Raw genomic sequence first — 14535 nt, forward strand, 5'->3', positions numbered from 1 at the left:
ATTTTACGTCAAGGCCTATACAAATACCCTTTTCTTACGGTGAATGAACACTATTCATGCAGATTGCCGTCGAAATATTCTTCAATTTTTTGTAAAAAATATTTAATATTTTTAATATAAAGTGTCTAAAACTCCCCATTTTAGGGGAGTTCCAGCTAACGTAACCATCCATTACGATTATTCATCAACTCAATTACCTTGATTTTTTTCAAAAGATGGTCAATATCTCTTTTATTACAAAGTTCATCTTTTTCTGTATTAATCATCGTTGCATAGCTTGAAGCTACCATCAATTTAATGATCTTTTCTAACTCATATTTACGTTCAATTCCAACTGCTAAAGCTGCTAGAAAAGCACTGTAATTGCTCTTCAAGTTAACAGGTTCTATTTTAATATGGGGCAGCCCCTGACAAATCTTATTCTTAGATATTAAATAGGCCCCCTCCATCCCCATATCAACAGCAATGTAATGTATACTATGCTTAATCATTATATCATACAAACCCATCAGTATCTCTTTCATATCGTTTGTATGTAAATTCAGGTCACGTAAATTTTGCTTTTTAATTTTGATGGCATAAGGTTGAAAAGCAAAAGCCTTCCTAAGTTCCTCTCCATCAGTTGACATTATTATTTTGGTATTATATCGTTTAGCATGATCGATTACTTCATCAAAAAATTCATAGGTCAGTCCTTTAGGCAATCGCCCATCAATCAATACAACAGAACTGTCTTTAACGTAATTCTTCATCTCTTGCCTGAAACGAATATAATCCTTTTCCTGAATACTAACACCTTCATCTTTTAAAAGTGTTTTTGTTCCTGTTATAGAGTCTATAAGTAGCGTATTCAATTTGGTATCACCATTCACCCAAATGAAATTGGATTTAATTTTTGCTTTATCCAAACTACTTTTTATATATCTACCATTTAATCCACCTAAAAATGATAAAACCAACGGCTCAGCTTGTAATATTTTAATAATTCGTGAAACATCAACACCTTCACCGCCTATACTCATACGTTGATCGATAATCAAGTTCGACTGATCAATTTCAAGATCTTCAACGATACATGTCTTATCGATAGACGGATTTAATACTATATTAGATATCAACTCTACATCACCTTCCTAAAAGATATATCTTTTATTATATCAAATTTTTGTAATTGTACAAGGTTACTATTGAACAAACTTCAACATTAAAATTTACTTATAATACATAAACGGTACACAACAAATAATCCAGTGCCTTATACACATACTAAGAGAGTCATTATAAAGGAGGTCTTAACATGAAGCGTTTTTTGCTGTGTTCTTTATTTTCAATGCTACTCTTTGTAACAAGCTGTGCCACAGCCACTGAAGAACAGTCGACTCAACCAGAAGGTGAGATAATCCCTTCCAATTATAGACACCTTTATGAAAATAATGAATGACATAGAGAAAGCACATGATCATCATCTTCTTGATAATCATGTGCATCTCTTTTCTATACTTATTTGATATTAAATTCTAAATAATAAATCTGTATACACTGGCATTGGCCAATCTTCTTCCGCCACTACCCCTTCTAGTTGGTCAACTGGAGTCCTTAATGCTTCCATAGCTGGTATAACCTCATCCTTGAAAAGATTTGCTTGTTCTTTAGCCTCTTCACTGTTTTGAGCTTTTGACACACACTCTTCTAGCTTAGTAACTGCCTCTTGAACTTCAGCAATTAAATCGGATACATTTGATAAAATACTAGCTTGAACAGATACATTAGCTGCACCAACTGCAGATTTAATTGTATTAATAGATGTAGCCATCTTAGTAGCATAATTAATACTTGCTGGTAAGACTTCTCTTTTCGCCATTTGTAACATAGTAAGGGCTTCTATATTAATCGTCTTAGCATATTCTTCAAATAAAATTTCAACTCTTGACTCACACTCTACTTTTGAGAATACACCATGATTTTCGAATAACTCAATATACTCAGGTTTAACTAAATAATCAATTGCATCTACTGTTGTATGAATGTTTGGTAAACCTCTTCTTTCAGCTTCTTCTACCCATTCATCAGAATAACCATTACCGTTAAAGATAACTTTTCTATGTTCTTTAATTAGGCGTGTTACAACATCATTAACTGCTGCATCAAAGTCTTCTGCAGCTTCTAATTCATCAGCTATTTTTCTTAGAGCTTCTGCTACAATGGTATTCAACATAATATTAGGACCTGCAACGGATCCAGATGATGGAGGCATTCTAAACTCAAACTTATTACCAGTAAAAGCAAATGGTGATGTTCTATTTCGATCTGTAACATCCATTCTGAAGTTAGGTAATGTAGAAACTCCAACACCAAATCTTGATGCTTTCTTAGAAGCTGTCAGCTCACCAGCTTCGATCTGATCCAAAATATCTGTTAATTGATCTCCTAAGAAAATAGAGATAATAGCTGGTGGTGCTTCATTAGCTCCTAAACGGTGATCATTACCTGCATTAGCTGCTGATAGTCTTAATAATGGTGCATATTCATCTACTGCTGCTATGACAGCTGCTAAAAATACTAAGAACTGAGCATTTTCATGTGGTGTCTTGCCAGGATTTAATAGGTTTTGTCCTGTATCTGTTGATATAGACCAGTTATTGTGTTTACCAGAACCATTTACCCCAGCAAAAGGCTTCTCATGTAAGAGACAAACTAACCCATGACGGTTCGCAATTTTTGTTAAAGTCTCCATTGTCAATTGGTTATGATCTGTTGCAATATTAGCTGTTGCGAAGATTGGTGCAAGTTCATGCTGAGCAGGTGCTACTTCGTTATGTTTTGTTTTAGAAGAAACGCCTAATTTCCAAAGTTCGCAATCTAATTCCTTCATAAAAGCGGCAATTCTTTCTTTAATACTTCCAAAATAATGGTCTTCCATCTCTTGACCTTTAGGTGGCATGGCTCCAAATAGTGTTCTGCCTGTAAAAATTAAGTCTTTTCTCTCTTGATAGAAACGCTTATCTACTAAGAAATACTCTTGCTCTGCTCCTACAGTCGTAACAACACGACTTGCATCACTACCGAATAATTTTAAGATTCTCATAGCTTGATCAGATATAGTTGCCATGGAACGTAATAAAGGTGTCTTTTTATCAAGTGCTTCACCATTATATGAGCAGAAGGCTGTTGGAATACATAATGTAACCCCAGCTTCATCTTCTTTTAAGAATGCTGGTGAGGTACAATCCCAAGCAGTATAACCTCTTGCTTCAAATGTTGCTCTTAATCCTCCTGATGGGAATGAAGATGCATCAGGCTCCCCTTTCACTAACTCTTTACCTGAAAACTCCATGATAGCTTTACCATCTTCAGTTAATGAAATAAAGGAGTCATGTTTTTCTGCTGTTTTGCCTGTCATTGGTTGGAACCAATGTGTATAATGGGTCGCACCTTTCTCTATAGCCCAATCTTTCATAGCACTTGCTACTACTTCTGCTACGTGTTTGTTCAAAGGCTCACTATCGTCAATAGTTTTCTTCAACGCTTTGTATGTTTCCTTTGGTAATCTTTCCTTCATTACTGCATCATTAAATACGTTAGCTCCAAATATCTTCGTTAATTTCACGTTAGTACAATCTCCTCTCATAACTTTCCCTCCGATTTTTTAGTTTAAACCCAAATTATTCTAATCCAAAGTCAGCACATATCTTTAACGTTTATCATGAATCATTCGGGTTAAATTTTATAACTATTTGAAACAAGGAAGTTAATTATTTTTATCAGTATGAGCAATTATCAATGTTGCAGTCATTAAAAGCTCCTCATACTACTAAAAAAATAACTAAAAAAGGCGCACTCAAGTTAACTACTTGAGAACGCCATCGTTCCAAATCTTATATATGATACACATAGGACCCCATTGCCCTTTAAACTTGAAATGATTATACCATATATTTTATTCTTTTTGCAACTAATAATTTACACAAAATAATCAAAAAATTAAATATATTGTTGTTGACTATATCTAAAAGTCATCTTCACCGTAAAAATTAATGATCAATTGAGCAGCATCGGATTTTGAGATTCCTTCTTTCATACTTTGATTCAAAAGATGCTTATGAGCTTCTTCCTCAGACATTCCTTTATGCTGCATCAATATAAATTTTGCATTAACAATCTTATCCCTATCCTTCATCTCTTTCTTTAGAGCTTTTATTTCTTTTTCCATCTTCTTAATTACCCTCACTGATTTATACAGTATCTGAATACTTGTGAGGAGAACATACCGGTTTAAGGGTTTACTTACTAAGCTAAAGTATGGATCGGATTTTATATCACTATAGTGTTGGTTCTCCGACGGGGATCCTATGGCTATAACTGCTGTTTTTCGATCAGATATGAGCACTTGAGATACTTCATGACCGTTCAAACCTTTCATAGAAAAATCACATACACAAACATCTGGATGATACATATGCACCTGCCTCAACAATTCATATCCATCCATAGCTGATCCAACAACGTTATAACCATTCTCTTTAAAAAATGCTTTTAGCTTTTTTATAACGGTCTCATTTGCTGAACCGATAATTATATTAATCCCCACATAATCCCCTTAATATCTTGATAGATATTTATTAACTTCCCACGGGTGAACCATTTGGATATACTCATCCCATTCAATATATTTAGCTTTTAGATAGTGCTCACATAACTGACTCCCTAAAGTATTAACCAGTACTTCATCTTTTTGAAATTCTTCTAATGCCTCTTTAAGATTTTCCGGTAAGCGCTCACAGATCATATCACTATTATTGATATCACAATTTATGGGACCTGGAGGATCAATTTTATTGGCTATACCGTCTAATCCTGCATTTAGCATAGCTGCAATAGCTAAATAAGGATTACAAGATGGGTCAGGATTTCGAAGCTCTATTCTTCTTGAAGATTGTAAGGATGGAATACGAATTAATGGACTACGATTAGCTACTGACCAGGCAATATGAACAGGGGCTTCATAACCTGGTACTAAACGCTTGTAGGAGTTAACCGTTGGATTCGTTAATGCTGCTAAACCTTTAGCGTGTTTAATAAGTCCGCCGATAAACCAATAGGCTTCTTTTGAAAGCTTGCGTTCATCTGTTTCATCATAAAATGCGTTCATACCATCTTTATACAGGGTCAAGTTACAATGCATACCTGAACCATCGATACCATAAATAGGTTTTGGCATAAAGGTAGCATGTAAACCATGCCGTTGTGCTACCACTTTCACCACTAGTTTGAATGTTACAATATTGTCCGCTGCTTTTAAAGCACTACTGTGTTTAAAATCAATTTCGTGTTGCCCAGGCGCAACTTCATGATGTGATGCTTCAATTTCAAAGCCCATGTCCTCTAATGCTAAGACCATATCTCGTCTTGCATTTTCACCTAAATCTATAGGTCCTAAATCAAAATAACTGGCTTTATCATGTGTAATAAGAGTTGGGTCACCATTATCATCCCTATGGAATAAGAAAAATTCACATTCTGGACCTACAATGAACTTATACCCCATATCTTTTGCACGGCGCATAGCTTTCTTCAGTCGATAACGTGGGTCTCCTTCGAAAGGTGTACCATCTGATTTATAAATATCACATATAAGTCTTGCTTCACGTCCTTGTGCCGGAACCCATGGAAAAATAGAAAAAGTGGATGGATCTGGTTTTAGGTACATATCTGATTCTTCAATTCGTACAAATCCTTCTATTGACGATCCATCAAAAACAATCCGACCATTTAATGCTTGATCAAGTTGATCCACTGTGATAGCTACATTCTTTGGTGTCCCAATAATGTCTACAAATTGTAAGCGAATAAATTTAACATCTTCCTCTTCAACTAGGCGCTTAACGTCCTCAGCAGTTAGTTTATGCGTATACACAATTTCCCTCCTTTTGGCTTTATAATTAATTATAGAAAAAGGCATGGCTATCCTCTTCAAATTGTAGAGGCGCCATTGCCTTAAGTATCATCTATGCGTTAGTCTAGAATTCAAAATCAATTGCTGATAAACGATTGTAAATTTCATCAATTACTGCTTTTTCTTTTTCTTCAGTATCAGCAACAAATGTTACAGAGAAACGTACAAAATGTCCTGCATCATCCCATGGAACAGTTGAAATTAATTTCTCTCTAATCATAAATTGACTAAAGTCTTCAGCTGTTTCAAAGGAAGGTCCGCCTTTAACACCTTTGGGGATAGGCACATAAAGGTAGAATGAACCTTTTGGCTTTTTAGCTTTAAATCCAAGTCTTATAAGAACATCAACAAGCATATCATGTCTTCTTGAATACTTCTTAACTGTTTCTTCTGTAATTTCTGGATGCTCTAAAGCATAAGCACAAGCTTTTTGAATGGCTTTGAACTGACCTGAATCATTATTATCTTTAACTGCGGCAAATGCTTGAACTACAAGTTCATTACCAGCAACAAAAGCCATACGCCATCCTGTCATATTGAAAGCTTTAGAAATAGAGTGGATCTCTACCCCAACTTCCATAGCACCTTCTATGCTTAAGAAACTTAGAGGCTTATAACCATCAAATGTTAATGCTGCATATGCTGCATCTTGAACAACAACAATATCATTTTCTTTTGCAAACTTAATTGCTTTTTTAAAAAACTCTTCAGTAGCAGTTGCTCCAGTTGGATTGTTTGGATAGTTGATATATAATAATTTTGCTCGTTTTGCAACATCCTCAGGAATTGCATCTAAATCAGGTAAGAAATTATTTTCTGCTGTTAATGGCATATTATATGTTTCGCCACCTAGCCATCTTGTCATTGTTCCCATGACACCATAACCTGGAACAGTCATTAACGTAATATCCCCTGGATTGATAAAAGCTTGAGCCATCATTGCTAGCGCTGGTTTTGAACCGATGGAGTGATTAACCATACTCATGTTCAATCCCTTAACACCATAAACCCGGTCTAAATATCGAACTGCAGCATCTTTGAAGGTATCAATACCATTATCAGCATAGTTTCTGTTCTCCCAAACTGCCGCTTCTTTAGCAAGTGTTTCAATAACACCTGGATCAGCCATTGCATCTGGTTCACCTACACCCATGTCGATTATCTCCATGTCTGGATGTGCTTCCATAGCTGCTCTTTTAGCACGCTTAATCTTTTCAAACTTATAAATAACTGTACTTTTACCAAATTGGTTGCCACCAATTCTTTCAGCAATAAGATTTTGTATGTAGCTTTCGCCCATATTAAGTCCTCCTGTTCATTTTTAAAACTCTAATAACAAGTCTTTATTATTTATTGTAGATAAGGTAAATTCTTAATCATTTTCTGTTGATTACAAAATTACCCCAGATAAGTTCCTTCAAATACTGTTACTGCTGGTCCTGTCATAAACACATGGTTGGTCGCTTCATCCCATTCGATAATCAAATCCCCACCAATTAACTTAATAGTAGCTTTTCTGTCACTGATATCATTGAGTACTGAAGCTACAAGAACACCACAAGCACCTGTGCCACATGCTAATGTTTCACCAGCGCCTCTTTCCCAAACACGCATTTTAAGGGTTTGGCGGTCGATGACTTCAACAAATTCAACATTTGTTTTTCTAGGAAACTTCTCATGAACTTCAAATTTGGGACCAATAGTGTGTAAATCAAAATGTTCAACATCATCAATATATGTTACAGCATGAGGATTGCCCATTGAAACACATGTAAAATCATAGACATACTCATCTGCTTTTATTGTTTCCCTAATTACAGGATTTTTATCACTATTAACAGGAACCTCTTGAGGTTCAAGTATAGGTTCACCCATATCTACTTTAACTAAGGTTACTTGATCTTCTTCAACAGTAAGTTCTAAGATCTTTATCCCAGCTAGGGTATCAATGTTCACTTCTTTTTTTTCAGTCATCTTATTGTCGTATACATACTTACCAACACAGCGAATAGCATTACCACACATTTCGGATTCACTACCGTCTGAATTAAACATACGCATTTTGAAATCAGCTTGATCAGATGGTAAAATTAGTACTAATCCATCTGAACCTACGCCAAAATGACGATCACTAATTCTAGCAGCTAATTCATTTGGACTTTCAACTTTTTCATCGAAGCAGTTAACATATATGTAGTCATTACCGCAACCCTGCATTTTTGTGAATTTCATTCTATCACCTCATACATCATTGTTTTATAAAAGATTTATTACCCGCATGCTATTAAATTTTCCTCATTATAACATAATTCAAACAGAAATTAAAGCCACATTGATAACTTATTTCAATAAGTCTTCCAGCATTTTAATAGACTCCTCATTATATAAATATGCATCAAACCCAAATTCTCTTGCACCTTGATAATCACAAATTTCATCGTCACCAATATATAGTATTTGCTCTATTGGTAATCCTGTAGCCTTTAAAGCATCTTCGTATATTTTATGATGAGGTTTTCGATAGCCTGAGAGGATGGATGTTGTTACATGAGTAAAATATTGCTTCACCTCACAACGCTCTAATAATTCTTCAATACCATCAGGTACTTTAAAATTGGAGATAATGCCTAAAGTATACCTGTCACTTAACCGTCTGATTAGTTCTTTCTTCTTTGATGAAATATAACAAAATGAGCTATACTTCTTCCAAAAGTTTCGATACATTTCCCCGGCAATTTTTTCAGTTTCCAATACATCTAGACAAGGTAAACACTTACCCACAGCATACAGATAGCTATTCAATGAATCATATTCTTCATATTCTTTCAACTGTTCTGCAAATTTCTCCTTACTTTGTCGATAAGCCCCGTAAAAATAATTAAAACTACCAAACCTTTTTTCATAACCACTATCAACATATCCCCATCCAGCGTAATCTTCTTGCTTTGGAAGTGGGTCCATATCTATTATAGTTTCCATACAATCAAAAAGTATATACTTCAAATCCGACATATAATCACCTACTTAGTCCTATTATAGCATATACAAGAAAAAGTGATAGATTGCTCTTCAAGTAACATCACAAGAGGACAGCCGAAGCTGCCCTCTTTCCATTAACAACTCATTTGAAATTCTCAAAATGGCCAATCATACTTAGGATGAAAATTGTAGGGTAAAAAATATTGTTGTATGACCGCACTAGAATAGTTTGACTTGATCATCATTTGTTTTTTATGTAATAACTCACTAATATCAATCATCTTATAAAAGTCGATATAGTCCTCAAATGTCCCCTCAAACCTCTTAGGCCAAGATTGCTTAAGAGGATGGGTAGATTGTCTTCCACCATGACATAATGAATTATAGTGTTTAATCAAAACATCCTTTACAGATATATTGGTTATAGGATCTATTGCTTCTTCCCACCCTCTCAACATGGAACCGTGCTTTCCCCATTCAACTAAAATCTCTGGCTTTCCATCATTTTTATTTGCTAATTCTACAGAGTCCTTTGTTCGATGTACAAAACCATGAAACCACGTGGCTAACCCTGTAACTCTTTCCGACTCAGGATCATATTCAACCCATACCTCTTCATGATCAGAAGGTTCAAAGTCATCTGGAAAATCATAGTCATCTTCCCAAAATACATGATAAGCTATTAGAGGCTTGGTTGGATGATGTATAGCGATCACATCCATTAATTCGAAAGGTTCATTCCTTATGGCATAAAATACAGGTGCAAATCTAAGAACATATTTTGTTTCTTTCTTACTTAATTTCTGAGGCGGCTCTAATTCAATAACTCTTTTGTAATACTCTGCAGCTTTGGTTAGTTGAGTCATCAGATGATATGTTTCACCTATTCTAGAAATATATTGCGTGTTGTTAGGCTCAAGTTTTAATAGTAACTCATAAAAAGCTAAAGAAAGTTGACAAAACTCCTGGTCTTCCATTTCAATAACTTTTTTATTCCTTAGCAGTTCGTTAAATTTCTTAGGCATCTCTTCTCTGAGGATTTCTCTTATCATTAAATACCCTCCTCCTTAATCCAGTAACTAAAATAACTATTTATAAAAAACCGCCCCAAAGAGGCGGCATTTCTTAACTTGAATAAATTGACTTATCTTATTGTTTGTATAAAATATTTTCACCAGATTTATCTAAGAACAGTTGGATACCAGAAGCTTGAGGCGCAATTTTTATTCTCTTCTGTGATTCATTGATTCCACCTGGTGTTGTTAATACTCTGATGATTGTATCACCTACTTTAGTTTGTATGAGTACTTCACGCCCTAAGTATTCAACAAAAACAACATCTGCAAAAACACCATTCTCATCATCATTGACAATATTGAGTTGATAAGGTCTAACTCCTAAGGTTACATCTTTTCCAATATGCTCTTCATTAATGACTATTTCTTTTGGAAGTTCAAACTTAAAGGTATCAGACATGAGCCAATTTTTATCTACTTCTTTAACTAATTTCCCTTCCAAGAAGTTCATCGGTGGATTACCCATAAAATGAGCTACAAACATGTTTTTAGGGTTATTGAAGAGTTCATCTGGCGTACCAAATTGCTGTATTCTACCATTGTCAAGGAGAGCAATTCTATCAGCTGTAGCCATGGCTTCCTCTTGATCATGGGTAACGATGATAGCTGTTAAGTTTAATTTTTTTTGTATTCTCCTTATTTCTTCTCTGACTTCTATCTTTAATCGTGTATCCAAGTTAGACATAGGTTCGTCAAGGAGCAAGACATCTGGATTTTTAACGATGGCCCTAGCCATAGCTACCCTCTGCTGCTGCCCACCAGATAATTGGTTAGGTTTTCTGTTCAGTAGGGATTCAATTTTTACAATCTTAGCTATTTCCTCTGCTCGTCTATACCTTTCTTTCTTTGGTACTTTTTGTTGCTTTAATGGAAACGCTATATTATCTTTCACAGACATATGTGGATAAAGGGCATAACTTTGGAAAACCATACCGATATTTCTATCCTTAGGTTCTAATGTATTAACAACCTTTTCGTTAAACTTTATATCACCTGTTGTTGGAATATATAACCCTGCTAACATCATTAATGTAGTAGATTTCCCACAACCACTTGGACCTAGGAGCGCAATAAACTCACCTTGCTCAATTTCTAAATTGATTCCATCTAATGCTAAAACCCCATTTTCGAATCGCTTTGATATATTACTTAAATGAATACTCATACGCCCTTTCCACCCCCAACGTTAATTTTCATTAAGTTCTTTTGTGTTACAAAGAAGAAGATCAGAATTGGAAGCATATAAAATACGCCTACTGCTGATATTAACCCATAGCTGATAATACCGTCTTCACCCATAATCTTTTTGATATAGGTCGAAAGTAATATTCGATTATCACTAAAGAGGAATGTATACAATAATATAAATTCTGACCAACCAGCTAATAGTGAAAAAATACTAATAGCAGCAATCCCTTGCTTGACATGTGGAATAACCACTTGCCATAACGCCTTCCATCGACTACATCCGTCTACTAATGCTGACCACTCTACATCCCAAGGAACTTCATCAAAAAAGCCCTTTATAATATAAGTTGACATAGGTATCTGTAATGCTGTTTTTACTAAGATAACTCCCAATAACGTATCAATTAGTCCAACATAGGATAATACATAAAACACTGCAATTAATAAGGATACACTAGGAAAAGCATGCAGCAAGATAATGGAACGGAGTATTAATTTTCTCCCTTTAAAAACCATTCTGGATAAGGTATATCCAGCTAATGAACTGATAATAATCTCTAAAAACATGATTCCAAAAGCAAAGGTAATAGAATTAAAAAACGCCGACCAAATTGGCGGAATAACCCTTCCTTGAATATTAATTTCAGACCATAAGAATTGCCAATTACTCAATGTAAAGGCTGCATTCCCATCAGCATCTACACCCATTACTGAATTAGCAATTAGCCATACATACATAAAAACAATGGGTAATGTCATAAGAGACATAATGATATAAGTAGTTATTAATTTTCCTCTACTTGTATTGATGGTATTCGTCTGTTTCATGTACTTGTCACCCCTTTCCCATTAATCTATTCGTGAGGATTTAAGCATTTTATCAAATCCAAATAATCTAAGCATGATTAAAGTACAAACAAGTGCTACCATTACTAATATAAGGGCTAACGCTGCACCATAACCAAATTCTAAGTTGGCAAATGCTTTATGATAGGCATGTAAAGCCCATACTTCACTTTCAATCATTGGTCCCCCATCTGTTAATAATAATATATACTCATAGGATGTTAATAAGGATAAAAGCTGCCATATACTAACGAACATAATAGGCCATTTAATAGCAGGAAGTATGATATCAAAAATAACAGAATGATCTGATGCGCCATCCACTTTTGCTGCTCTGAATAAACTTACTGGTATAGATTTAATAGCAGCTGAGAAGATAGTCATGCCATAAGAAGCTCCCACCAAACCATTAACTAAAATAACAATGGTCATCGCGTGATTTCCTACCCAAAAATAAGGCTCAGCTCCAAACATAGCTCTAAGCGAATTAAGAATCCCCATCTCACTAGGGTCTAAAAGCCACATCCATAATACAATATAAATAATAGGTGGTGAAATTCGTGGTAACATCCAAATAGCTCGATATGTCGTACTGGTTCTTTCGTTTTGAATAAAGTAAGATGTAAGAATAGCAAGAAATAATGCAAACAATACATTAATGCATAAAGTACCTAAAACATACTTGACTGTATTCCATATCAACTGATTAAAGTTAGGATCTTCAACAATTCTTTTAAAGTTAGTAAACCCAACGAAATTCCATTTCATGGAAAAATTCATATCTGTAAATGCCATGATGGCCGTTACAATAACTGGCATTAAAAAAAATAAGATAACCAGCAATAGAAATGGGGTCAATAATAAATAAGGCAGAATATTTCGTCTCTTTTTCATAATGCCCTCCTTTAACTTCATCAATCTATCTGGCAGGAGGCTGCCAAATAGATTGATGTATTGAGACTTTAGTCTCGAATGATAATATCGTCTTTTAATGTACTTGATAATTCTGTTTCCATAAATGCTATACCTTCTTCTGGTGTTAACTCACCAATTTCAATACCTTGAATAGCTTTATAATAAGCATCTGCATACTTATTGAAGTTTTCATTATTAGGAATGAAAGTTGTGTAGTCTAACATATAAGTTACAGATGATAAGTAGGCATCATTAGCAAATTCCGCATCTGCTGCACCACTCTTGTTGATTGGTAGATGACAAGTATCAACAGAATGTTTTACCTGATATTCTGGGGCAGCTACTAATTCCAATAAACGCATAACTAGATCTGGATGCTCTGTTTGTGATGATACTGTATAAATTAATGGATGTGATAGAGTCATTGGTTTACCACCTTTTTCTGTAGAAGGTACCAACATAAAATCAAATTGTTCCATCATCTCATCATAATCAGCGCCTTGTTGTACATAATTAAATATGTTCCAAATACCACCATACCAGAATAAAGCTTTTCCATCGATCATAATCTGATGAACATTACCCCACTCCATTGAAGTAATTGTATCAGGTGTAAGCTTTGAATCAACAGTTAAGTCTTTTAAGTATTGAAGTGTCTTTAAAATAGCCGGTTTATCGAAAACAATTTTATCTTCTTTTTCATCATATAATTGAGCACCAAAATTCATAGCCATCATATGGAATTCTGGACCATTAGTTGGACGATGTAAAATACCCCACTCAACTAATCCTTTATCCTGAGCTTCTTTTGCTACTGCTGACATATCATCAACTGTGAATTCACCTTTGATAACTTGATCAGGTAATCCTTTAATTTCATCTTCACTCCAACCTAATTCTTTTAAAACTTTTACATTAAAGAAGATAGGTCTTGCTTCTGTGTCTTGTAATGCTCCCCATATATGACCATTCCACTTTGTAGCTTCCCATAGAACTTCATAAACATCCGAATAAGCTTCAGAGTCTTTCAGGTCATCTAGTGGTAATATGTATTCAGAAGCTGCTAACCAACCTATTTCTTCATGTCCAGTTGTATAGATATCAGGTTCTTTTTGTGACTGATATGCTAAAATAAATCGTTTACGATAATCATCTAAACTACCATCAAAAGAGCTAGTTTCAACAACTACTTCAATATTCTTTCCTTCTGCCTTTAATTCTTCATTGAGTTTTTCAGCAGCTTTTGCAAGGTTATCTACCCTTGTCAATTCAGCACCTCTAGTTTCAGCCTTAATTGTTACAATCTCAGATTCAACCTGAGCTTCTTGACTTGTTTCAGTTTTAGTTCCAGTTCCGGTACTAGAACTTTCTGATGGTTTATCCGTTTGACTACAACCAGCAACTAAAGAAATCACTAATATAATCGCTGTCAAAAGAACTAATGGTCTTCTCATAATAATTGTTACCCCCTCTTAATCTTCTAAATAATATTTAGAATAATTATTAATCTATCTATAATATAGCATGAATTGCTATAAATAGATCATTTTTTCGAGTACTATATTGCACAAAATTTGG

General features: G+C 34.7%; 13 protein-coding genes. 1 reads left to right on the forward strand and 12 read right to left on the reverse strand.

The window, feature by feature from the left end; genetic code table 11:
- Window positions 1-155: 155 nt before the first annotated feature.
- Window positions 156-1118: a 1-phosphofructokinase family hexose kinase gene (locus C1Y58_RS23330; protein WP_105619354.1), complete on the reverse strand. Its 963-nt coding sequence runs from the start codon at window positions 1116-1118 to the stop codon at window positions 156-158.
- 179 nt (window positions 1119-1297) lie between these two features.
- Between C1Y58_RS23330 and C1Y58_RS26585 the strand changes: the two genes are divergently transcribed.
- Entirely contained in the window at window positions 1298-1441 is a 144-nt protein-coding gene (locus C1Y58_RS26585) for a hypothetical protein (RefSeq protein ID WP_157950259.1), read from the forward strand.
- A 69-nt stretch (window positions 1442-1510) separates the two neighbouring features.
- Here C1Y58_RS26585 and C1Y58_RS23335 read toward each other — a convergent pair whose 3' ends face one another.
- From C1Y58_RS23335 to C1Y58_RS23385, 11 genes are all read right to left on the reverse strand, one after another.
- A complete protein-coding gene (locus C1Y58_RS23335) occupies window positions 1511-3628 on the reverse strand; it encodes a glutamine synthetase III family protein (RefSeq protein WP_105619356.1) in 2118 nt (705 codons plus the stop codon).
- Between the two features lie 378 nt (window positions 3629-4006).
- Window positions 4007-4588: an ANTAR domain-containing response regulator gene (locus C1Y58_RS23340; RefSeq protein ID WP_105619358.1), complete on the reverse strand. Its 582-nt coding sequence runs from the start codon at window positions 4586-4588 to the stop codon at window positions 4007-4009.
- A 9-nt stretch (window positions 4589-4597) separates the two neighbouring features.
- Entirely contained in the window at window positions 4598-5914 is a 1317-nt protein-coding gene (glnA, locus tag C1Y58_RS23345; RefSeq protein ID WP_242985461.1) for a type I glutamate--ammonia ligase, read from the reverse strand.
- A gap of 103 nt (window positions 5915-6017) precedes the next feature.
- Window positions 6018-7253 carry an LL-diaminopimelate aminotransferase gene (locus C1Y58_RS23350; RefSeq protein WP_105619361.1) on the reverse strand — a complete coding sequence of 412 codons (1236 nt, stop codon included), beginning with the start codon at window positions 7251-7253 and terminating at the stop codon, window positions 6018-6020.
- 98 nt (window positions 7254-7351) lie between these two features.
- The gene (gene dapF / locus C1Y58_RS23355; protein WP_105619363.1) at window positions 7352-8185 is read right to left on the reverse strand and encodes a diaminopimelate epimerase; all 834 of its coding nucleotides are present in this window, start codon (window positions 8183-8185) and stop codon (window positions 7352-7354) included.
- A gap of 108 nt (window positions 8186-8293) precedes the next feature.
- Window positions 8294-8965, reverse strand: coding sequence for an HAD family hydrolase (locus C1Y58_RS23360; protein ID WP_105619364.1), 672 nt, complete (start codon window positions 8963-8965; stop codon window positions 8294-8296).
- A gap of 122 nt (window positions 8966-9087) precedes the next feature.
- Window positions 9088-9984: a hypothetical protein gene (locus C1Y58_RS23365; RefSeq protein WP_105619366.1), complete on the reverse strand. Its 897-nt coding sequence runs from the start codon at window positions 9982-9984 to the stop codon at window positions 9088-9090.
- 97 nt (window positions 9985-10081) lie between these two features.
- Window positions 10082-11173, reverse strand: a complete 1092-nt coding sequence (locus C1Y58_RS23370) for an ABC transporter ATP-binding protein (RefSeq protein WP_105619368.1) — start codon at window positions 11171-11173, stop codon at window positions 10082-10084.
- Window positions 11170-12024, reverse strand: coding sequence for a carbohydrate ABC transporter permease (locus C1Y58_RS23375; RefSeq protein ID WP_105619370.1), 855 nt, complete (start codon window positions 12022-12024; stop codon window positions 11170-11172). The genes C1Y58_RS23370 and C1Y58_RS23375 overlap by 4 nt, the downstream gene beginning before the upstream one ends.
- A gap of 21 nt (window positions 12025-12045) precedes the next feature.
- Window positions 12046-12936 carry a carbohydrate ABC transporter permease gene (locus C1Y58_RS23380; protein WP_207655813.1) on the reverse strand — a complete coding sequence of 297 codons (891 nt, stop codon included), beginning with the start codon at window positions 12934-12936 and terminating at the stop codon, window positions 12046-12048.
- 68 nt (window positions 12937-13004) lie between these two features.
- The gene (locus tag C1Y58_RS23385; protein WP_105619374.1) at window positions 13005-14411 is read right to left on the reverse strand and encodes an ABC transporter substrate-binding protein; all 1407 of its coding nucleotides are present in this window, start codon (window positions 14409-14411) and stop codon (window positions 13005-13007) included.
- Window positions 14412-14535: the final 124 nt, after the last annotated feature.

Source organism: Vallitalea okinawensis, from assembly GCF_002964605.1.
GTDB classification, from domain to species: Bacteria; Bacillota; Clostridia; order Lachnospirales; family PQDH01; genus Vallitalea_A; species Vallitalea_A okinawensis.